The 22,936-nt window shown below is 40.2% G+C and carries 20 protein-coding genes; 5 read left to right on the top strand and 15 right to left on the bottom strand.

From position 1 onward, the window contains the following. Positions 1 to 20 precede the first annotated feature (20 nt). Positions 21 to 785: a peptidoglycan editing factor PgeF gene (pgeF, locus tag MKY34_RS01580; protein WP_342513511.1), complete on the top strand. Its 765-nt coding sequence runs from the start codon at positions 21 to 23 to the stop codon at positions 783 to 785. A 66-nt stretch (positions 786 to 851) separates the two neighbouring features. Here pgeF and MKY34_RS01585 read toward each other — a convergent pair whose 3' ends face one another. Next, positions 852 to 1,295 carry a hypothetical protein gene (locus MKY34_RS01585; RefSeq protein ID WP_342513512.1) on the bottom strand — a complete coding sequence of 148 codons (444 nt, stop codon included), beginning with the start codon at positions 1,293 to 1,295 and terminating at the stop codon, positions 852 to 854. 126 nt (positions 1,296 to 1,421) lie between these two features. Further along, the gene (locus tag MKY34_RS01590; RefSeq protein WP_342513513.1) at positions 1,422 to 2,300 is read right to left on the bottom strand and encodes a DMT family transporter; all 879 of its coding nucleotides are present in this window, start codon (positions 2,298 to 2,300) and stop codon (positions 1,422 to 1,424) included. Between the two features lie 402 nt (positions 2,301 to 2,702). Between MKY34_RS01590 and ahpC the strand changes: the two genes are divergently transcribed. The 3 genes from ahpC to MKY34_RS01605 all read left to right on the top strand — a co-directional run bounded on the left by ahpC (position 2,703) and on the right by MKY34_RS01605 (position 5,515). Then, entirely contained in the window at positions 2,703 to 3,272 is a 570-nt protein-coding gene (ahpC, locus tag MKY34_RS01595) for an alkyl hydroperoxide reductase subunit C (protein ID WP_342513514.1), read from the top strand. A gap of 147 nt (positions 3,273 to 3,419) precedes the next feature. Further along, positions 3,420 to 4,946, top strand: a complete 1,527-nt coding sequence (ahpF, locus tag MKY34_RS01600; RefSeq protein WP_342513515.1) for an alkyl hydroperoxide reductase subunit F — start codon at positions 3,420 to 3,422, stop codon at positions 4,944 to 4,946. A gap of 32 nt (positions 4,947 to 4,978) precedes the next feature. Beyond that, the gene (locus MKY34_RS01605; RefSeq protein WP_342513516.1) at positions 4,979 to 5,515 is read left to right on the top strand and encodes a hypothetical protein; all 537 of its coding nucleotides are present in this window, start codon (positions 4,979 to 4,981) and stop codon (positions 5,513 to 5,515) included. A gap of 110 nt (positions 5,516 to 5,625) precedes the next feature. On the opposite strand, the gene MKY34_RS01610 is transcribed toward MKY34_RS01605, so the two are convergent. Continuing rightward, positions 5,626 to 7,647 carry a GAF domain-containing protein gene (locus MKY34_RS01610; RefSeq protein WP_342513517.1) on the bottom strand — a complete coding sequence of 674 codons (2,022 nt, stop codon included), beginning with the start codon at positions 7,645 to 7,647 and terminating at the stop codon, positions 5,626 to 5,628. A gap of 229 nt (positions 7,648 to 7,876) precedes the next feature. Between MKY34_RS01610 and MKY34_RS01615 the strand changes: the two genes are divergently transcribed. Beyond that, positions 7,877 to 8,035 carry a hypothetical protein gene (locus MKY34_RS01615; protein ID WP_342513518.1) on the top strand — a complete coding sequence of 53 codons (159 nt, stop codon included), beginning with the start codon at positions 7,877 to 7,879 and terminating at the stop codon, positions 8,033 to 8,035. A gap of 328 nt (positions 8,036 to 8,363) precedes the next feature. On the opposite strand, the gene MKY34_RS01620 is transcribed toward MKY34_RS01615, so the two are convergent. From MKY34_RS01620 to MKY34_RS01675, 12 genes are all read right to left on the bottom strand, one after another. Then, positions 8,364 to 8,828, bottom strand: coding sequence for an HAD family hydrolase (locus tag MKY34_RS01620; RefSeq protein ID WP_342515161.1), 465 nt, complete (start codon positions 8,826 to 8,828; stop codon positions 8,364 to 8,366). Between the two features lie 38 nt (positions 8,829 to 8,866). Continuing rightward, positions 8,867 to 10,693 (bottom strand): hypothetical protein, encoded by a 1,827-nt coding sequence (locus MKY34_RS01625; protein ID WP_342513519.1) that lies wholly within the window; start codon positions 10,691 to 10,693, stop codon positions 8,867 to 8,869. 312 nt (positions 10,694 to 11,005) lie between these two features. Further along, positions 11,006 to 11,158: a hypothetical protein gene (locus MKY34_RS01630; protein WP_342513520.1), complete on the bottom strand. Its 153-nt coding sequence runs from the start codon at positions 11,156 to 11,158 to the stop codon at positions 11,006 to 11,008. A gap of 372 nt (positions 11,159 to 11,530) precedes the next feature. Continuing rightward, on the bottom strand, positions 11,531 to 12,682 hold the full coding sequence (locus MKY34_RS01635; RefSeq protein WP_342513521.1) for a DUF6688 family protein: 1,152 nt from the start codon (positions 12,680 to 12,682) through the stop codon (positions 11,531 to 11,533). A gap of 238 nt (positions 12,683 to 12,920) precedes the next feature. Then, complete coding sequence (locus MKY34_RS01640; RefSeq protein ID WP_342513522.1) at positions 12,921 to 13,331, bottom strand: hypothetical protein; 411 nt, start codon at positions 13,329 to 13,331, stop codon at positions 12,921 to 12,923. Positions 13,332 to 13,531: 200 nt separating this feature from the next. Further along, positions 13,532 to 14,965: a VWA domain-containing protein gene (locus MKY34_RS01645; RefSeq protein WP_342513523.1), complete on the bottom strand. Its 1,434-nt coding sequence runs from the start codon at positions 14,963 to 14,965 to the stop codon at positions 13,532 to 13,534. Positions 14,966 to 16,429: 1,464 nt separating this feature from the next. Beyond that, the gene (locus tag MKY34_RS01650) at positions 16,430 to 16,813 is read right to left on the bottom strand and encodes a hypothetical protein (protein WP_342513524.1); all 384 of its coding nucleotides are present in this window, start codon (positions 16,811 to 16,813) and stop codon (positions 16,430 to 16,432) included. A 191-nt stretch (positions 16,814 to 17,004) separates the two neighbouring features. Then, complete coding sequence (locus tag MKY34_RS01655) at positions 17,005 to 19,899, bottom strand: DEAD/DEAH box helicase (protein ID WP_342513525.1); 2,895 nt, start codon at positions 19,897 to 19,899, stop codon at positions 17,005 to 17,007. A gap of 23 nt (positions 19,900 to 19,922) precedes the next feature. After that, entirely contained in the window at positions 19,923 to 20,327 is a 405-nt protein-coding gene (mutT, locus tag MKY34_RS01660) for an 8-oxo-dGTP diphosphatase MutT (RefSeq protein WP_342515162.1), read from the bottom strand. 85 nt (positions 20,328 to 20,412) lie between these two features. Further along, entirely contained in the window at positions 20,413 to 20,793 is a 381-nt protein-coding gene (locus MKY34_RS01665) for a hypothetical protein (RefSeq protein WP_342513526.1), read from the bottom strand. A gap of 173 nt (positions 20,794 to 20,966) precedes the next feature. Continuing rightward, positions 20,967 to 21,854, bottom strand: a complete 888-nt coding sequence (dapA, locus tag MKY34_RS01670; RefSeq protein ID WP_342513527.1) for a 4-hydroxy-tetrahydrodipicolinate synthase — start codon at positions 21,852 to 21,854, stop codon at positions 20,967 to 20,969. Position 21,855: 1 nt separating this feature from the next. Continuing rightward, positions 21,856 to 22,869: a hydroxyacid dehydrogenase gene (locus MKY34_RS01675; RefSeq protein WP_342513528.1), complete on the bottom strand. Its 1,014-nt coding sequence runs from the start codon at positions 22,867 to 22,869 to the stop codon at positions 21,856 to 21,858. Between the last annotated feature and the right edge of the window lie 67 nt (positions 22,870 to 22,936).

The raw sequence follows: 22,936 nt of genomic DNA on the forward strand, positions 1-22,936 counted from the left end.
TGATAAAAGGAGAGGCTAACATGACTACAAACATATTCGTAAACACTGACAAATTCATTGCAGGGATGACCATGAAAAACGTAGCCAAGCTTGAACACAACAACATGGCGCTCCACGTCTGTGAAAATACTGCGCATGTCGTGGATAACCGCCAGCAACTGGCCGATTTCTTACAGTGTGAATTGAACAACTTCGTCTGCGCCTATCAAACCCACAGCGCCCATTTCCACCAGGTCACACTAGCCGACAAAGGGCGAGGCGCCAAGCAACTAGAGACCGCCATTGTGGATACAGACGCGCTCTACACGTACGAACCTGATATCGTCTTGTGTACCTTCACGGCCGACTGTGTCCCTGTCATTTTTCACAATAAAATCAATGGCCTCATCGGTGTCGTTCACTCTGGATGGCAAGGCACAGTCAAAGAGATCACGTTGAAATTATTTGAGCATTTAACACAAGTTGAACAGTGCAATCCAAGCGATTTCCACGTCCAAATTGGTGCTGCACTGAGCCAAGAAAAGTTTGAAGTTGATGAAGATGTCTATATGAAATTCAAAGACCTTGGTTATGCGGATGATTTTATGTACTACAATGATCAAACCCACAAATATCATATCGATAATCAGCTAACGGTAAAAAAGCAATGTGAGTTAGCAGGGATTCCTGCAGAGCAAATCACGCTGGATCGAACGTGTACGTATGTAAGCGAAGAGGGATTTTCTTATCGCGAAGACCGGAAATGCGGTCGGCATTTAGGGTTTATTGTGCGGAAAGCGGATTGATTATATGTGGATAAAAACAGTGCCTGTTCAGCATAAGTGTGACAGGCACTGTCCGTTTTTGTACATCTAGCCTTCCTCCTCTCTTTTCCTTTTGAGTTCTCTTCTACGTTTCTTCAATTCCCTTTCATTCACTTCCCAATTGATGATGACGTCCTTCAAGTCTTCAAAAGCGAGTAAATACTGATAAATTTCCTCCGAGAAAATGCCGTCTGAACCTTCCAATCTGTCATATTCATGAAATTCATATACAAGGGAGTCTAGATTTTCAACTAATTCTTCTTTACGAGGACCCCCAAATAACCAGTACCCATAAAGGTCGTCTTCATAATTTTTCATCCACTCGATATACTCGAACCGCACCGCTTCATAGTCATCCATATATGGATGGTCATAATCATTAGAAGAGTCCTCGTATGCCTCATAACAATCATCTGAACAGAATAATATGCCTTCACTATTTACTCGCCTCTCAATGCCCGGCTTCCTTCTACAAACTTTACATCGCTTCATTTTAGCGTCCTCCCTTCTTTCATTACACAAATACCATACATGCGGCTATTTTACTTTTCTACGCTATGCCAAAAACGACAAAGGATGGGCTCCCTTGCCGTTTTTATGATTCAACAACCCTTTATCTCAATCACTTGAAACAACTTCCTTTTCTTGTTTAACAATTGTATAAACAATCCCACCAAAAATGAGAAGAATGCCCCCCGTTTGTAAACCAGATGGCTGAAAGTCCAAAATCAGTACATCCAACAAAATCGCCACGACGGGATCCACAAAAACTAATGCTGAAATAACAACCGTCGATAATTTACGCAAACTATTGAAGAACAAATAATACACAAATCCCGTATGTATGAGGCCTGTCCCAATGATATATAACCAATTCGAATCCGTTAACCCTATAAATTCGGTAAAGTTCATAAACGGCCATAACATGACAATCCCAATCGCCGTCTGCACAAACGTCATCGCATACGCACTAAGCCCCGTAATCCCTTTCCCTATCAGCATCGTCATGGCGTAGCACACAGCCGACAGAATCGCCCAAACAAAACCTGAACCCACAAAATCCGTAAACGAAGTAACATTTTGAATACCAATGATCAGTATACTTCCTAAAAAGCAAGTGACAATCGCCAGCAAAGACGGCACAGTCATTCTCTCTTTTAACACTACACTACCGATGATTAGCACAAAAATCGGTGCTAAATTATAAAGCGTAATCGCAACTGTAATCGACATCTCTTCAAACGCCTTGAACAAAAACACCCAATTCAATACTAAAAAGACGCCACATACAATCGTTTGGATGACCTCTCGCTTCCGCCATACTTCAACCTTATGTTGCCCTGCGACAAGCCAGCAGAGCCCTAAAAACAACGTGGCACAAATACAGCGTACAAAAACCAATTCTGCCGCTGGAATCCCCGTTTTCCCTGTAAAAAATCCGATGGACCCAAAAATCGCCATCGCTACTGTCATTTGTAGCATCGGAACACCTTTCATGCCGATTCCCCCTTTTGACCTCACAGTAAAATAGCTTGTCACCCCCTTCATTAAAGGACTTCTGCCCTTCCAGTACTTTACTATAGGCACAAATGATTTTCCAATAGTTTTTCTATTCAGAAGTTACTGTATAATTGAGAAACACCTATATTAATTGAGAATTAATTAGTTATCTTCATAAATAAAGTCTATGTACCCCACAACTAATATGACTGAAACAGTGATTCACACTAATTAAAGCGTTGTTCTTGACAAAGACATATTTCTATATAATAATGAGTACTGAATTAGAATTATTATAGTTAAGCAACAATAACAAACAAATTTATAGGTTTGATTGTTAACGGTTAGTCCACACTAGCAACTATACGTTCTAAAAACACTCTAGGAGGAATTTATATTATGTCTCTAATTGGAAAAGAAATCGCAGCATTCAAAGCATCAGCTTACAATAGCGGTAACGGTGAGTTTATCGAAGTTACTGAAGAAAACCTAAAAGGTCAGTGGAGCGTTGTTTGCTTCTACCCAGCTGACTTCACATTCGTTTGCCCAACTGAACTTGGTGACCTTCAAGATCAATACGCAACATTGAAAGGCCTAGGCGCTGAAGTTTACTCTGTTTCTACAGACACACACTTCACACACAAAGCTTGGCACGATCACTCTGAGACAATCAGCAAGCTTGAATACATTATGATCGGTGACCCTGCACAAACAATTTCTCGTAACTTCGATGTATTAGATGAGGCATCAGGTCTAGCAGATCGTGGTACTTTCATCATCGATCCAGATGGCGTTGTACAAACAGTTGAAATCAACGCTGGCGGAATCGGCCGCGATGCAAGCACGCTTGTTGATAAAATCAAAGCTGCACAATACGTTCGTAACAACCCAGGCGAAGTTTGCCCTGCAAAATGGAAAGAAGGCGAAGAAACACTTAAGCCAAGCCTTGACCTTGTAGGTAAAATCTAATTTGATTTAACAAAGAGTACCCGCTATTTTTACTACTTCGGCGGGTGCCTCAGATTTTGAACGTCGGACATAGATCCCATTCAAAATCTGAGGCATACACGCTGAAGTGTATTTTAATGAACTACATAACTAAGGAGTAGATACTATATGTTAGACGCAACTATAAAAGCACAACTTGCCCAATATCTCGAAATGATGGAGAACGATATTTTACTAAAAGTGAGCGCAGGATCTGATAAGGTTTCCCGCGAAATGTTGGAACTAGTAGATGAACTAGCGACAATGTCATCCCACATTAAAGTGGAACACGCACAATTAGAAAGAACACCTAGCTTCAGTGTAAATCGTATTGGCGAAGAGACAGGCATTACTTTTGCTGGTATTCCACTTGGTCATGAATTCACGTCACTTGTACTCGCTTTACTACAAGTAAGCGGCCGTGCACCAAAAGTTGAACAAAAAGTGATCGATCAAATTAAAGACATCCAAGAAACACTTCACTTTGAATCCTATATCAGCTTAAGCTGTCAGAACTGCCCTGAAGTTGTACAAGCATTGAACCTGATGAGCGTTCTTAACCCGAATATCTCACATACAATGATCGACGGTGCTGCTTATAAAGAAGAAGTTGAAAGCAAAAATATTATGGCAGTGCCAACCGTCATTCTCAATGGTGAAGCTTTCGGAAGCGGTCGTATGACTGTCGAAGAAATTCTTGCGAAATTAGGCAGCGCGCCTGATGCATCAGAATTTGCCGATAAAGAACCATTCGACGTACTCGTTGTAGGTGGCGGACCTGCGGGTGCAAGTGCTGCTGTTTATGCTGCACGTAAAGGAATCCGTACAGGTATCGTTGCTGAACGCTTCGGTGGTCAAATTCTCGATACAGCTTCGATCGAAAACTTTATCAGTGTGAAACATACGGAAGGTCCTAAGCTTGCTGCAAGCCTTGAGGAGCACGTGAAAGAATACAACGTAGACGTTATGAACCTTCAACGTGCGACACGCCTAGAAAAGAAAGACCTAATCGAAGTTGAATTGGAAAACGGTGCAATTCTTAAGAGTAAATCCGTCATCATTTCAACAGGTGCACGCTGGCGTAATGTGGGTGTCCCTGGCGAAGCTGAATTCCGTAACAAAGGTGTCGCGTACTGCCCACACTGTGACGGACCTTTATTTGCAGGTAAAAAAGTGGCGGTTATCGGCGGCGGAAACTCCGGCGTAGAAGCTGCCATTGACCTAGCAGGTATCGTTACCCATGTAACCGTTCTTGAGTTTGGAGCTGAACTAAGAGCTGACTCTGTTTTACAAGATCGCCTGCGCAGTCTGCCAAACGTAACAGTTATCACGAACGCTCAAACAAAAGAAATTACAGGCACAACAAACGTAAACGGCATTACGTACATGGATCGTGAAACAGAAGCCGAACATCATATTGAACTATCTGGAATATTCATCCAAATTGGTCTTGTGCCAAACACAGATTGGTTAGGCGACACAGTTGAGCGCAATCGCATGGGCGAAATCGTGATCGATAACCGCGGTGCAACAAGCCTTCCTGGCGTATTTGCAGCAGGTGACTGTACAACAAACCCTTACAAACAAATTATTATTTCCATGGGATCAGGTGCGACAGCTTCCCTAGGCGCATTCGATTACCTCGTTCGAAACTAATTCAGTCAAACCACTTCATCCGTCGGGATGGAGTGGTTTTTTATGAGATGATTCATACTTTGAACGCTTCGGACAGCTTTTCGCGCGGTTTCAATGCCAATTTGCGCGCTTCGGGCACCAGTTTGCGCGGTTCCAATGCTACTTTCCGCGCTTCGGACAACGGTTTGCGCGGTTCCAACGCTACTTTGCGCGCTTCAGGCACCAGTTTGCGCCGTCACAACGCCAATTTGCGCGCTTCGGGCACCGGTTTGCGCGGTTCCAATGCTACTTTGCGCGCTTCGGACAACGGTTTGCGCGGTTCCAATGCTACTTTGCGCGCTTCGGACAACGGTTTGCGCGGTTCCAACGCTACTTTCCGCGCTTCAGGCACCAGTTTGCGCGGTCACAACGCCAATTTGCACGCTTCGGGCACCAGTTTGCGCGGTTCCAATGCTACTTTGCGCGCTTCAGGCACCAGTTTGCGCGGTCACAACGCCAATTTGCACGCTTCGGGCACCAGTTTGCGCAGTTTCAATGCTACTTTCCGCGCTTCACAAATCTCGTTGCTTAGTCCAATAAAAACGCTCTAATCTAGACCGTTTGCCGGGCTAAAACAATTCATACTAATCCGTCAACAACAGAAAAGCCCTTGTACTATCCAAACCGATAGCACAAAGGCTTTCTATTGCTATGAAATACTTCAACAAGGAAATTTAATGAAAAAAGTAGTTCCACCTGTGCCTGTTCGAATATCGACTTTCGCATGATGACGAGCAGCAATCGCATAGCAAATGCCTAACCCTAATCCCGTTCCATTGTCCTTCGTCGTATAAAACGGCGTACCTAGCTTCTCCATGACTTCAGGTCGAATCCCTTCTCCTTGATCTCGTACCGCAAGCACGACTTCATTTTCATTTTCCTGATAGGTGCTAATCGTTAGGACTTTTCCTGCCTGCATCGCTTCCAAACCGTTCCGGTATAGGTTGATAACCAATTGTCGAATTTCATCTCGATTTAACAGTAACTCCGGAATATCGTTCATTTCAAATTGGATAAACGTACTTTGATTCCGCGCATCCGCCCCAATTAAAGGCATCATATCTTGAATAATCGTATTTAAATTCAATATTTCCACATCAGACGTGCGGGTATTACCGATAGAGAGAAACTCCGTAATAATCGAATTGGCACGGTCCAATTCTTCAATCATCAACGTGAAATACCCTCTGTGCGTCTCCGAATCATCCTCTTTTTTCAACAACTGCAAGAACCCTCGCACCGTCGTCATTGGATTGCGAATTTCATGGCTAATCCCCGCTGCCATTTGCCCGATTAAATTCAAATTGGACAACCTCGTTAATTCCTTCTCATAATTCTTTTTTTCCGTACTATTTTTCACCATACAACAAATGCCCTCGACGTATGGATAAGCCACAATCTCATACCAATGATTCCCTAGAGCGATTTCAAATTGCACCTCAACTCGCTCCAACATCGCTCGCTGAAACGCTTGATAGATGACAGTATCGACACCTTCCGGGAACACTTCCCATATAGATTTACCTAAAACGTCTTTCGCCGTGTTCCCTTGTAACAAACATTGATGTCTATTGATGTAAATGAATTCCCATTCTTTATTCAACGCAAAAAATCCATCCGTAATCCCTTCAATAATACTCGTCACTTTTTCATTAGCAGCAGCGAGTTCCTTCGTTCGCTCCCTCACTCGGTGCTCCAGCTGATCCATATATAACAAATTCGCAATCGTCGGTGCTATCGTATCGACAATCACCTGCGCCAACTGAATTTGAGCATCTACGTAGGCTTCTCCCGCAACATTGACAACCACAACGACACCTAACACCTCACCCATCGAAACCAGCGGCATCAGCAGCAATTCCTGATGCCCGTCAGTTGGAAGAAGCATCGCATTTTTAGTTTGAGCAACCTGCTGTATTACCTGAGCATAACCTCGGTCCATCCCTATGCCGGCAAGCATCTCCGTCCACTGACAACCCTCACGCACGATTGTAGAGGTGATGATGTTACTCTCTAACGGATTTAGGAAATGAACAGCCATCTGTTTACTCGCTAACGTTTTATCCAAGTAAAAAAAGCATTGCCCCAGACTTGCCTCTATCGACGAACACATCGCCATTTCACGCGTCACATCCAGCAATAACTGCTTTTCCGCAACCAAATTTTCCTGCTGTGCTAAATTCTTCGCATTTTGAATCGCAACCGCCGCCATATTGACATACGCCTCAACACTTTGAATTTCCGACTCCGTTAAATTCATCGGCGTCCCATAATCAAATAGAAAAACAAGTCCAAACAACTCTTGTCCTAACAAAATCGGTAGCGCCAACATCGATTTAACTTGAAAAGCTTCAACTTTCTCGTGTTCCATCCGATGATCCTTTGAGGCATCCGCAATGTAAATCGTTTTTCGTGTTTCAATTACTTCTTTTGTCAATAAATCCTGCTCAGGATCGATAACGTCCATATCAATCGTCATGCCATTCATAACTTCCGGCTTCCCGACAAACCCTCTAAACGTTCCATCCTTCTGTGGCAAATAAATACCAACCATATTACACTGCACAATCTCTTCCGATATCGCACTTATCACATGCTGCAACACTTCACTTAACTCCAACTTCGTATTAATAATCTTCGTTATATTGGCAAGCCTCGAATATCTGGTCTGCTCACTTAGCATTCAAATGATCTCCAATCATATATGTATTTATATGCATTTTCTTGGAAAATTAAAGTTTATAGGTTCTCTGGTGGCATAGCTGTCAGCCACTCTTCATCGTATCAATATTTTATCATACGTGTGCAGTGAGTGAGATAGCAATATAAATCAGCAAACAATTGACGATAAAACGCTTGTCTCCGGACATACTAAAAAGGTGGCAATCATTCTAGAACAGGAGGTCAACGTGATGAACGAGGAGAATAAAAATAAGAATAAGGATAAGGGTAAACAGCGGAATGTTCGGAAGTATGATACGGAGCTGAAAAATGAGCAGATGAAGGTGGAGTTTTCGAGTGAGAGTGAGTTTTTGAATTTGGATGGGAAGCGGAATAAGAGGAAGCGGTAGACAAAATCAGTGCCTGTTCACTATTAATGTGGCAGGCACTGGTTCTTCGATTCATGATAACAATGCTAAGTAAGTGTTAAGAAGGTAATATATGCTCTAGAAAATCATCGCAAATTTTATAAGCTTTCGGCTTTTTACTAACAAACCCAACATATCCCTCTTGCACAGACAAAGGTACCTAAGATTTATTTTAAAGCGGTGTGTGGGGATTGATGAAGTACGGATGAATAAAAGAAACATCGATAGATACCTGGCGTTAGAACAACTTAGTATTGTTTTGGTGTTGGATATTTGTTTTTCGATTGGTCTAGTTATTATCGATAATATCTTATCCTCTTAAAGTTGCAATGATTCTACTTGGTTTCAATATCAAATCAAAAGCTTCTTCAATACTCCTACATACAATGTCAGCTTTCATTAAAGATTTTGCAGAACATCCTTCTTCCCCAATCACTATAATTGATAGGCTGCAAGCTTCAAACATTTGTCCATCATTAAAGCCATTTCCAATACATATGCATTGTTCCGCTCCAAGTTTTTCTACAATTTCTCTTTTATTTTCTGCAGCATTCGAGTTATCAAATATCTGTATTTCAATAGGCATATTAGCGCATTGGGTTCTTGCAGTACCATGGGTATCAGCAGTTACTAACTGTACTCTTATTCCCTTTTTATCAATAGCCTCTATCTTCTCTTTCACCAAAGGGATCACTTTACCATCACAAGCTATCGTTCCATTATAGTCTAATAACAGATTTTCAATTTTTATGATTCCTCTTCCTGGTATATTCATTTCCACTATAAACATCTCCTTATCCCTGGTACCCAAAATCAATTTTCCAACAACCTTTTCGCCAACTCACGATTTTCCTTATCTTTCGTCGTCATGGCAATATTTTTAATGCTTTCCCGCAGCGCAGGTTGTTGCGAAATAAACGGAGACCATGCTTTCAGCACACCGAGTGCATGGTATTGTAAACTCCCATTATCTGATGTAAGAGCCGCTTGAAGCAGTGGTAACCCCACGCCCTCATGCTCATACAAGCCTTGAACAATACATTGCAGACTATACTGTTCTTCATTTGACAGACTGGATAACGAAAAATGATTTTCTGCAAATGTGCAGATTTCCTCGATATACTGACGATTATTTGTACCCATAACAGTTTCATATAGTTCGATGTTTGTAGGATTTTTCTCTAGCATTTTAAACAAGTTCTGTGAAACGTCCAACTGATAAAAGAGAGCGATTTCAAGCGTTTTTATAGCATTTTCCTGCTGTGGTGCATCCATCGCTAATTCCGGCCATTTAGGATCATTGATAAACGGTTGAATCGCCTGCTGAATAGAATTGTATTTATGCTGATTCCATTGCTCCTTAAATCGTTCTTCCCAAACCCCATCATCAGCCTGTAAAAATTCACTGATTTTCATTAACGGATAAAAATCTTCGAGTGTTTCGCAGTGTTTACGCGCATGATAAACAAAGCGAGAAAGAACCTCACTTGCATATGGATAATCTTCAATACCTTCGGCTACACGCTCACTCAACAAGGCTTGGATAATCAAACCCGCTCCATCATATAGCTCCTTTGAAATCGTTTCTTCGTATAGCGCTACATCGAGTTCGCCTTTTACAGCACACGTATGCGCTAAATATTCGTTCATAATGCGATTGCTACAGCCCTCTGTTAGTAGCCAGTATTTAATTTCTGGCGTTGTTGCATCCAATCGTTCAACAGCAGCGATCTTCCCCCAACCATGAACGTGCCGAGCAAGTTGCCAAACTTGGTTGTTGGCCCCGATTGTGCCATTTTTCAAGGCAAACAGAACATACGGCGTGAACTCTTCATGCAAACCTAATGTGAACAAGAGCTCTTTATATTTTTCACAATCCGTACAACCGAGGACGGTAATCGCAAACTTTACAACTTCCCGATGTGCTGCATGTTCAAGAAGCCATAGCGCCTCTTGTTGGACAAGGGATTCATCCAATTCAGCTTGCCGGAAGCGCCCAATAAATTCCTCACCGTAGTTGGCGATATTATCAAAAATAATTTTTTCGTATGTACTTTTTCGTGTTTCAATCGTCGGATTATGTAGCTGCTCTTCAAAAAGCTTCAGCAGTTTTTTCACATAAAACGGTGTAGGTAGATCCTCTACAAAATGATCAGATAACCCTGCCGCCAATCGTGGATCATTGTTATCATACAAATAATCTTCATCCGGTAATTGGTCGTCGACGATTTCATTATGTGTTTGAACCTGTTGTTGAATAAAAGGAACAATTTTTTCTTTATGCTCCCAAGGTAGAAAATCTAACTTCAGTGATTCTTCTACAATTATTTCATTATCTACTTTTACAATACAATTCAACCGTATATAACCGCCGAGTTTAACGGACACAACATGCTTCGTCCCATCTTGCAAGTGAAGTGTCCCTGATAACTTGGAATACGGGATAATATGAGAAAGGATCGATTTTCGTTTATTTCGATCTACAGTTACCCCATCAATGATCAGTAACTCTTCCTTCAACTGATTAATCACTTCGATACGATGCCCTTTATAATCCATCTTCCACGATTTATGTACTTCTTTTTCCACGTCTTTCATCACGTTACGCATCTCACGCTTAAATTCATCTTTAAAGCCCATGGAGTCCTCCCTGAAGTAAGAATGGAATACAGTATTTTTGTAGTTATACTCGTTTCCGATTCTTTTTTTGTGAATCTATATTTTTAAAAACTTATGAATCTTATCATCCTCATGATACAGCATTCGCCTAAAAAATACCTTCCACACCGAACGGACGGCTTTAAATAGCTTGCTCGTTTCGTCATTCAAATTATCCATAACAGACACACCGTCGAGATTGTGCTCGACAAGTTATTTCTTAATTCTTTTATACTCTTAGGTTATTGCTAGGGGCAAGTTGCCTTCTGTAGAGGAGGCAACTTGCCCTTCCTCTTAGTCTAATTTTGCCGTTGTCGATGGTGCATGTTGCATAGTACCTGCATCTTGTTGTAAACCACTTATGCCCACGTTCGAGATGGGCAATCTAAAATAGAGCAGTAGAAATAAAATGGCTTTATTCCCCCACTCTTGTATAAATGCATTCATCACATATCCTCCTTGGTTTTTCTAACGACAGCACGACGTCTTCGGCCTAGACGAATCGTGCCTTCACTCTTTATATAGACAAATGATTTAAAAAGTGGACAACGTGATAGATTTTATTTTTAAAGTTTGTCCACTTTCCTGATTTTTTCTCTATATAAAGGGTAAAGGCGGGGATACAAATGACTACATACTTAACTGACTCCGTCTACTTCACAAACAAAGACGATATGGACAAAGCCGTGAAGCTTCACATTACAGCACACTGAAACAATATGAACAACACCAACCAGGCTGTTCTCGATATGATCCACTATGTCGTGTTTCAATTACGGAGCTGCCTATTTGAAACACGACATAGTGGAGAGCGTTATTTTATAATGACACGCATGATTTTTTCGCGTTTCTCAATTCACTATACTGCACATGTATCCGATTTTCAGGATGTGTATCGACCGTGTATAGCACCAATAAGAATAGCCACTCCAAAGGCTTCATCAAAAGATAGACAATATCTGCAGCTACCTTTGTTTGAATGTGTTTGCTGATTGGATAGCCATACGTATCATAGAAACGACGAATTTTCTTATGGAGGTTAGGCGTATGTTCCTCAAGTATATTTTCAAACGCATTCGCAATCAACAATTGGCGATTCACCACAATCCGTTCGCCATGGCGTATGCCGGAACGTACAGGTTTTACCAATCGTTTATGACCCATAGCAGAAACTGTACATAGATAATGCCCATCACCTTCAATCATTTCCGGAAGGGGCGCAGGGATTTTCGAGTAATTATAACTACTCGTATCTAGAAAAACCTGTATCAAGCTATCTGGTCGTTGTCCCCACAATACTAAAATGAATTGAACAACAATCATAACTGGAAACACAAAAAACACGACTAACATCGGAATCCGCTGATACTTCAAAGACATTTGCATTAGAAACTTTAAAAACTTATTTGTATACTGGATATTTCGTTCCTGTTGAATGGCCAAAAATTGTTTCAACGAATCATTGAGCTTAGCAATATACAAAAAAATGATCGAGCCATACCCTATTTGCAAAAAAGCAACGTCAACCCCATAATTCCCAAAGCCCGTGTGCGTGATATAAACAAAGGCCACTACTACATTCACAACCAATAACGAACTACAGACGACGTATACGACAGGAGACAGTTTGCCTCCCTCAGCTGGCAGCAACCAATAAGCTATATAACTCAATATGAAAAAGACAAACAATGTAGATACATGGATAGCAGAGAGTGAGGCATAATTAGACGCCACCTGCCCTGTCATCTCGAAAACACGTAGTGGCTCCCCGGCAACTACACTCAATTCATTCAAGTAAGTCCCTACCATCATCACACATAAAATCGCCGTCATGATAAAAGCATCGAATACACTTACTTTCGATAAACGATCTTCGTGAACCGTTTCATGCTCTCCGAAAAAACTTCGGATCATCCTTATAAATGAATAGATCGGTATCCAACATAGGAATACGATGACTAGATAACTCATTAGCAGTCCCTCCTCTGCATTCTTTTTTTACGATTGTTTCAAACTATATAAGTTGAACAAAAGAACCTTCCTAACAACGCTCGGCGCTTGCGGATGCCTCCCGCCATAAGCCAGGCAGAAAACCACTGCCAGTCTTACCGCTTCGGCGACCGCTTGTAAGGCGCCTTCGCTGGAGAGTAGATGAAAATTATAAGTTCAACCTATATAGACAAATAAATAGATAGAAATTCCAGTTAAATCACATACCTCGTACTTGTAAAATTGTGAAGAGAACGGTCAATCCTGTATAAATTGGATACACAAATACGGATACGAATAAAAGAAGGAATCCCGCTCCAAAATCGTCCTGTCCTTGCAAGACGCCATCTGGAATCACTAAGGAGATCAGAAAGGACCAAACAAGTACATACGGAAACCATAGCACCATTGAAAATAAGTGCCAAAAACTGACGATTATTCGTTTCTTTGCAACCTTGAAAAACAAGATCTGAAATACCAGCCATAACAACATCAGAAGCGAATAACTAAAAGCGTCTGGCAATCCGAAAAGATCCAGCCAAATATATCTATGCGCAAGCGCAAGCCCCGTTATAAAAAATAAAAATCCAAACGCAGCACTAATCAGATTCAGCTGAAGGAATACGCTCATGAACACACACCCTTTTCGCAGTTGTCATTAACTAGACGCCAACCAAGAATTAAGGTTCTGAAAAATCTAAATAAACGGCGATGTATCTCACAATCCCCTTTACCTAAAACGAACAACAAATACCCGGTTCAAGAATCCATTCCTTCAACACAAACAAAGGTACTTAGTCCTAAAACTCCAGAACCAAGCACCCACTTCGATTACTCTTTCTCTAATTCCTCATACCACTTATCTTTCCAAGCTTGAACCGCAACGTCAATGTCATCCCTTGCCTGTTTCGCTTCTGCACTTTTATCGTCGTAGAGCTCTTTGAAATGATTCCCTCTCAGTTGCTTCATTTCCTCGACACGGTCGATGACAATTTGTGCATCCTCATCGCTAATCAGCTTTTCCCCTCTGAGAAAACGTGCTGCCGAATAGATTCGACCCGCTTCTCGGTCCGAAACATTCGAAAGACGACCGTAAATCTCTTGGAGCTCCTCCATTTGATCGACCAAATTTCTTAACGATACCCCTTGCTGGCTCCACACTTGCATAAAGCTCGGCTTCCACTTCTTTAACAGGACATCCTCGAATCCCGCTTGATCTCGCACAGTCGCATACTTACCGCCTCCTGCTTCCGCCGCCTCTCTTAACTGGTTTTGACCTTCATCATCTACATCAAAGCCGATAATATTCACCTTGGCCTCTATATTTCCTTCATGAAGCTTTTTAGCCGCTGCAATCGGATCTCCTCCACACGTTTCAATCCCATCACTCACAATATACACAACGTTCCGGTAGCCATCATTTCCATAAGGAGCAAGTAATTCCTGCGCTTTCTCCATCGCCCCCGCAAGCGGGGTCCATCCGCTCGCCTGGAACGAATCCATCGCCTCATGGAAAGCAGCTTCATTGTACTCTCCCAGCGGATATACAGCATCGATTGAGCTACATGAAAGTTCTTTCTCAGCATCAATGCCCCTCCCCTTATGCCCATACGCAAGAAGGGAAACATTCATCCCCTCTTCCAACTCGCTCGTAAACTGCTCAATCGCCTCTTTAGCCAGCGTCATTTTCACACCGCCCGCCACTTCGGCCTTCATACTGCCACTTGCATCCATCAAAATAACAACATTGGTTTTCCGTGCCTTCGCAACTTCAATTTCATCCTTCCCATCCGGCAACTCAGGCATTTCATAGCCATGATCATACGAAACGAGTTGGTCATAGTCGGATTGATATTGCCCCGAACCGAGCTGATACACCAGATAGTTATATATTTGATCAGCGTCTAGATTTTTATTTCCTTGGAAATATGCCGGTAGTTCCTCTTGCATAATCGGTTCAAATGTACCTTCGTAGAAATTTTGATACGTCCAAAAATTCTTCGTCTCTGCTACTTCGATTTCAGGTGCCATATGCTGCTCTACCAATTTTCCTGGCTGCTGGGCAATCATTCCCTCTAGTTCTAGCGATGCAACGGGAATGTCATCGGTTGCGGTGGTTGTTTTTTCTTGCTCTTTCACCTTTGCCTTTTCTTCTGTTTCTTCTGCGGCTGTGGTATCTGGTTTGGCTTGGCTTGAGCAGGCTGCTAGGGTGATGCAACTAAACAGCAGTAGAGATATCAGTCGTATTCTCTTCTGTACAAACAAAATCTTCCCCTCCTAGATTGTCTGCTTCTTATACCTATGATTTACGTAGATTGAAGTGGAAGGGTTTCTATGAATTTAGGACTGTTTTTTTGGGGGTCCTTAAAACTTGATGAAAATATAAAAAAGATTCGAACTAAGGCATCTATTTTTCAAATTTCCTAATTTAATTTCTCAACTCAATGTTGCCTATATAAACATTCCCATCATGTACTTCAACATATTCTTTCCAAAACAATTCACCGTCTGGGATATTTTCTTTTTTAATCCATCGACTACTAAGTTTTCGGATAAAATCCTAAAATCTCTCACATTTTCAAACGGCTTAACCTTTTCTATTTAATGCTACGTTTTCATCAAACCTACAAATCGCTCATTTTTAGGTTCCGACAGTTCTGATTCACTGAAGCCCTCTCTCAGTTCTTTTTTCGTACTATGAATTCCCTCGATTTCATTGTTACTTTGTGCTTCATTGATAATTAGCTTATTGAAATAAGGTTGAATGACAAAGTCAGGAAGCTTACTAATCAGCGAGGATATTTGAGAACTGTTTAATAGCTGCCATAGCTATTTTTCCTTTTAGCCACTTCATTCTTACAAGAAGCGGCATCCATTTTATAAATTTTTTTTGATAATCTATTATAATTCATAAAATCGCCTCTCTATATTTAAAGATCTTGGTTTTTTTAAATTATCACATTTTTCCAAATTGAATTTTCGGGTTGTGGAATGTTATCTAAGAAATTCGATATACATTGCACTAAAAAATTTTATTAACACTGCTCGGTATTTAGGAATGCCGGCATGGTGATTTAACTTTTCGAGGAATCACGGAAAGTAAGATAGCAGACACGAGGGTAAATAGACCTAGCTATGGCATTGATGATCAATCTGTTGTGATATAAAATAAGATGTCTGGTTCTCAAACAACTTTTGCTTGTTGAGAGCCAAACATCTTATTTGTTTGCTAGCTAATTCACTATTTTTATTTATAGCATCCCACTAATTTATTTGTATTATAATCGTCTATATACCAATCAAGCAGTACCAAATAATTCTTTATATCTTCTAGTTCTAAATCATTTTTTAAATCGTTTAAATTTGAGTATATAACTCTAAAAAGAAGATCTAATTGATAAGAATGCATTTTTAATAGCCCTAAATCATTATCTTGGAAGTTATTGTAATGATCTATTTTATTTATCAAGAAGTTCTCGATATCAACTTTATTATTTGTAAATGGGGTTATATTAAGATTCGAACATATATAATGGTAACTTATTTTTTTACATGCTTTAATACTAATCAAAATCACTCTATAAAGATTGATTATTTCATTTTTTTATAGATACATACCCATTTACCGAATAAAGTAATTGTATTTTACCTACCAGAGTTATCAATATATTCGCATTAACAATATAACTGGAAGAAAAAAATCTTAGTTCCCCATCAATATAGTAATTACTAAACAACTTCTAGGTTAAAGGCATATTTTGCCTCTTCTTCAAATCTCTTAATATACTTTTTCACATCTTTTATTTTTCCTTTTGCCCGCCGCAATAACCTTACAGTAATCTCTTCTGGCAAATCATTATCTCTTTTATCATTATTACACTTATGATGAGTTGGCCTTAAATTTTCTAAACCATTAAAATCAAAATCCACCGGTATTTTAAAATTATTTATAGCCTCTTTTACTTTTTGTTCATCTTTAAATGTCGCTTCAGATATTATATGGTCTACTTGTAGATCAGAGTAATTAAATAAATCTTCCAAACAGATAGTACAGCGTCTTTGATGAGCTTGCCAAAGAGCATACCTAACTTCAGGTTTATCCTTTAAAGCCAATAGTATCTTCCTTTCTCTAGATAATAAGTAATTATTCTAAAGGTAAAAAAGACTACCTAAACATAAACTATTTATTTAAAATAAATCAGCAATATCCATACTAAAAAACCTCATAAGGGAAGCACTCGTTTTCCTTTCAGTTTTCCCCTTATTTATGATACGGTTCCCCTATCATAAATAAGACAACCCCTTTACTCCTCCATCAAGTACCGATAAAGCTTCCCTTCCACTCCCTGCTCCATCACCATGTTCATATGCACCACCGGAAGTTCCTTCCCTTTCTTATCAGTCATTCGATCTTCTTCAACACTGGACTTATCCGGAACCCCTCTACCCAGATAATAAAAATCAGTTCCTTCGTCGTCATCCTTTTTCACGAAGATGTGAATATCCATATTATTCTCAGTCGCTTGAATAACTCTTTGCACTTCTTGAGATTGCAACGTTCTGTTACTTCTTGTGTACCATTTAAAAAGCTCCGGGTTTAAGAATTCGTCGCCGTAGTCGACACTGGATTCGACTTCATCATTTTTATGATAGGTTACAAAAATTGGGCATGTGCCGTGCTTAGGCTTGTACCCGTACATGGTCGAACTTTCGTCATTATCCCAATTCAACAGTTTGCATGCATCTTTTCTTGAATACTTTTCGTACAATGTAAGCGGCTGATCGCATTGATACTTTTTCGCCTTCTCTTTTGCACTGTCGATGACATCTATAATTAGTTTTGTGAAGTTTGGATTCTGCACCAAACTTTCTTGAATCGATGCATTGAATTGATACTGTCCAGATTCATGTAATTCTACAATTGGCTGTTCACCGTACTTCTTTTTATTAGCTTGCGTAAAAAATGACAGATCCAAAATACGATTTACGGAGTTGAGTGTTTCATCGTCCGTCCGACAATCGTTAGCTACTAGCTGTTCCAAATAATAGCCATGTGAAACTACGCTTTCCTTCAATAACATCTCGATCAAAATAATTTCATGCTTTCTTTTCCCGTTCAGTACTTCAGCTGAAAGCATTGTGAGTACTTTGTCCTCGTAGAAAGTAAGTGCCGGGACTTCTTCTTTCATTTTCAATAGAAACTGGTAGTAGTTCACATACTTATCAGCAATGACAACAGGGTCTATCGAGCGATTTGCGACAAAGTCATATAAGTATGGAACTCTGCCAATTTTGTTTTTCAGATCGGTATAAGCGTCCCTCAAAATCTTCAATGCTGTTAAATTGCTTTGATTGATGGCACTAAAGATTTTTTTCTTAGCGATTTCCTCGAAGTTAATCGTCGAAACGCCCTTGATATAACTCGTATCCTTCATATGTCGGCGGATATTATCTTTATTTAAAGACTGGTCACCTGACAACGCTACAGGAATGAGATAGTTATTTTTATAGTTGCCGATGAAGTCGATAATCGTGACATAGCTTTTCGAATCATGCTTCCGCAGTCCTCTTCCCAGCTGTTGAATAAAGATAATGCTCGACTGCGTTTGTCTTAGCATGACGACTTGATTGATACACGGAATATCGATTCCTTCATTAAAAATATCCACAGTTAAAATATAATCGAGAAAACCCGTTTCTAGTCGATTTATTTGACGCTCTCGCTCCTCTGGTGAATGATCACCAAGTAAAGCAACGGTTCGCAGCCCTTTTGCATTTAATGCATCAGACAATTTCACAGCCTCTTCTTTTCGGCTACAGAACATTAATCCCTTTACACTTTCACCAGAAAAACCATAATAATTCACTTTTTCAAGTATGTGCTCGACCCGTTCCTCCGTCACAAGCTGTGATAACAATGTCGCATCATCAATTTCTTCGCCATCTCGTTCAAAATCAGTCACACCAAAGTAATGGAATGGACAAAGCATATCCTCTTCAAGCGCCTCTTGTAAACGGATTTCATATGCGATGTTGTAATCGAAGAGCTCATAAATATTAAAGTCATCCGTACGTTCAGGCGTAGCTGTCATTCCCATTAAAAACTTCGGCTGAAAATAATTAATAACTCTGCGATAAGAAGCTGCACCCGCCTTATGAACTTCATCTATTAATATATAATCAAAGTCTGCCGGATCGAATTGGCTTAAGTTCTCTGGTTTCGACAGCGTTTGAATACTCGCAAATAAATACTTCTTATCCACCTGCTTACTCGTACCTACATACATGCCAAAATCCTCACTAATGCCACCAAGAATTTTTTGAAAGTCCTCTTTTGCTTTATTTAATATTTGCTCCCGATGGACAATGAATAGCATGCGTTTAGGTGCGAAGTTTCGCACATCAAATGCAGACAAATACGTTTTCCCGGTACCTGTTGCAGAAATAACGAGTCCTTTGTCTTTCCCTTCATCTCGAACCGCCTGAATTTGTAATAAAGCTGCTGTTTGCATATTATTGGGGACAATTTTCAATGCTTCTTCAATTGCATTAGCATTATAATTGGCGGGCATTTCAATGACTTGTCCTGCCAACCTTTTGTCCGCATGCTTGTCGTACTCCACTTCATAATTCACTATCCATTGTTCAGAGAGTGCTTCCGCCTCGGCCCATACGTCTTCAAACTGCTGTTTAAAGTGATGAACGATATCGCCATTTTCATGCGAAGTCAATTTCACATTCCACTCATAATTCACTTTTAACGCATACTCAGTTAAATTTGAGCTCCCTACTATGAGGGAATAATGCGTTTGCTGTTTAAATATATAGCCTTTGGAATGAAAACCTTTTAAACTCGTTATGCGTACTTCTACATTCGTTAATTTCATCAGTTCTTTAAATAACTTTGGTTGATTAAAATATAAATATGTAGACGTTAATATTCGCCCCGTAACGCCTCTTTCTTTAAGGTCCCAAAATAAGGATTTCAGCGTAGCAAGTCCACTCTCAGTTATAAAAGCAACGGAAAAAAGGAAGTCCTCGCTACTTCCAAGTTCCTCCTGCAATGTGTTCAATACGTTATTATTTTTCTTTACATTATTGATCAATAATTCCGGCTTAAAGCTGCCAGAATGACTTTGATTTTTATCGATAAACCCTTCATGTAATGATGATGTTAAATTACGAATAAAGCCTTCCATACAAACATCACATCATTTCTATATTATTTTTCTAGGTTTGTATTTGCTAACTCTTCAATCGCAGGAATATCTGCGGGTGCCCAGTTAAGTGACGGTAACTCTTCTCTCGAAACCCATCTTATTTCCGCATGTTCTGAAATGACAGGCGTTCCTGATACGATCTTCGCCATAAATGTCTCTAATCTCACGATGACTTTTTCATATTCATATGTCGTATCCTCGACATGATCAAAAACTTCAATCGTACAACCTAATTCTTCTTGGATTTCTCGTTTCAATGCCTCTTCTTTCGTTTCCCCTACTTCAATCTTACCGCCTGGAAACTCCCATAAATTCGGCAATGTCATATCTGGTCCTCGTAGCGCACAAAGTATTTCCTTCTGTTCATTTTCAATAATTGCACCTACAACATGTACGGATTTTTTAATGATACTCACCTTTTCTTTCTATCTTAGTCAATCCTGATACCGAATTATCTGTATACAAACATTATCCGACACCCGCCCCTAATTTTCAACAATCACCCCAATCAGCCCAATAAGCATCTCCATTTCCATTATCATGCATATTTAAGTATTCCCCCCACGTAATGACTTTCGTTAAACATTTCTCACTACAATACTGCGATGCATCCGATTCAAAGCAAAATCCTTCTTGCATCGGTGCTCCACATTCTGAGCATAATCGTTCCTCTTCCTCTGAGTCTTTCATGCGAAGGCCTTGGGTAGCAAGCGCGACACTCAATTCAAAACGTGTTGTATAAACGAATTTAAAGTTCTCATCATCCACATTATAAATCGCGCACAGTTCATCACCTTCTACTAATATCCCATTATGAACAATCATACTCCCGTTATCATCCAGCATTTGAATATCTGTGCATTTGAAGTTCAATGTCTCTCCTCTACTTATATATCCGATCCCCACAATAGTTTTTCTAAACTAGCTCGTTTCAACTTGCGAATGCCTGTTATCCTTACTTTTAAACGAGGTGATTAAATTGCACAATTCAAAAATCCCTAGCTATGAAAACTTTCATAGCTAGGGATTTTTATTCTAAACACCGATTATCGAACAGGCACAATGAGTTCGTCTAGTGTATTTTTCAATTCGACAACTACTTCAAGTGAAGGGTCTACTAATGGGACAGAAACCGAGCCTACTGGCAAACCGATCATGTTTAACGCCGCTTTTAGTGGTCCAGGGTTTCCTTCACGGTAAAGTGCTTTCATGAGCGGGAAGAATTTTGCATGGAGCGCAACAGCTTCCTCGTATTTTTTTTCTTGAACTAAATCATAGACTTTTACCCAGACATCTGGGATTAGGTTAGAACTAGCTGTAATTGCACCGGGCACCCCCGCAATGAATGATGACACTGCACGATAGTCTTCGCCGCATAGAACCGCTATTTTGTCTCCTACAGATTGAATCAATTCAATCACATCACCAATATTATCCGTACATACTTTCATGGCCACGACGTTAGGGATTTTTTCAACAACTGTTTTCACGACATCATTTGTCATGTTCACACCTGTTTTGTAAGGGATGTTATACAGAATAATCGGCATGTCCAATGCTTCATCAAGCGCTTCATAGTATCGCAGAAAACCATCTTTCGTCGGGCTGACGTAAAACGGTGTAACAACCATCACAGAATCTGCGCCAGCTTGTTTTGCATACTTCCCTAATTCAATATTGTCACCTAGCCCTGGGGATAATAGACCAACGACAACAGGCACTCTCCCTGCCGCTTCTTCCACAGCAATATCAATCGCAATTTTTCGCTGTTCATCATTTAATGCTGTATATTCACCCGTCCCTCCTAAAACTAGAAGTGAGTGCACATTGTTTTTTAGTTGGTCTTGAATTAATGCTGCAAAACCTGTTTTATCTACTAATCTGTTTTCAGTTAATGGGGTCACCAATGCGGTCATAATTCCTTTATAATTCATATTAATTAACTCCTTCTAATTGGGATTTTTTATTTAATGCGCGTGCATTTCCGATTACATGATGATTCACTAGATTACGGGATATCCTCCCCTGAATAGCGTTTCCAACTTCTTGCGTTATGGACTCTGAGCATCGGTCTTTTGCTTCCAATGTATCGCCACCAAAATGAGGTGTGAAAATTACATTTTCCAATTTGAATAGCGGATTTTGAGGACTTGGTGGCTCTTGTTCTAGAACGTCTAAAGCAGCCCCCGCTATTTTCTTTTGATTCAAGGCTACGAATAGCGCTTCTTCATTGATTAATGGGCCCCTACCAAGGTTAATAATAAATGCCGTTTCCTTCATTGCTTCGAATTGATCGTAGGAGAACGAATGATGTGTTCCCTTTGTCAGAGGCGCATGCAATGAAATAAAATCACACTGTGAGAGACATCCATTTAGATCCTCTATTTTGACCACTCCATGTAACTTCATCTCCGACTCTGAAACAAAAGGGTCAAAGCCTAGCACACTCATATTAAACGCTTTCGCTTTCTTCGCTAAATCCTGTCCTACTTTCCCCATCCCGACAATTAACAAGGTTTTCGCATTGATTTCCATTGGAAAGTAAATTTCTCGATAACGCCACTCGTTACTCCGAACCTTAGAATCACTCACGAGTAAATTTCTGCTTAACGCAAGGATTGATAACATCGCATGTTCAGCGACTGAAGTGTAATTACTGGATGGTGCATTCAATACCATGACCCCATTTTCTGTTGCGCTTCGAACATCGATATGATCTAGGCCAACACCGTGCATGCCAACGACTTCTAATGTTGGGCAAGATTCCAATACCCTTTTTGTGATTTCTTCTGTTCTTACAATAACGGCTGAAGCTTTATGCGTATTGATCATGTTAATGATTGTCTCTTCTGAACCATCTGACGCAACAACAACATTAAAATGATTGCGCAGATTATTTACGCCGATTGGACGAATTGTCGGTTCAATTAACAACACTGTTTTGTTCACTTTATCCCCCCGCACTGATAACACTTAGTATACTAAGTTATTTTAAAAAATTTTAAAATCTGCATTT

This window comes from Sporosarcina sp. FSL K6-1522 (assembly GCF_038622445.1).
Classification (GTDB): Bacteria; Bacillota; Bacilli; order Bacillales_A; family Planococcaceae; genus Sporosarcina.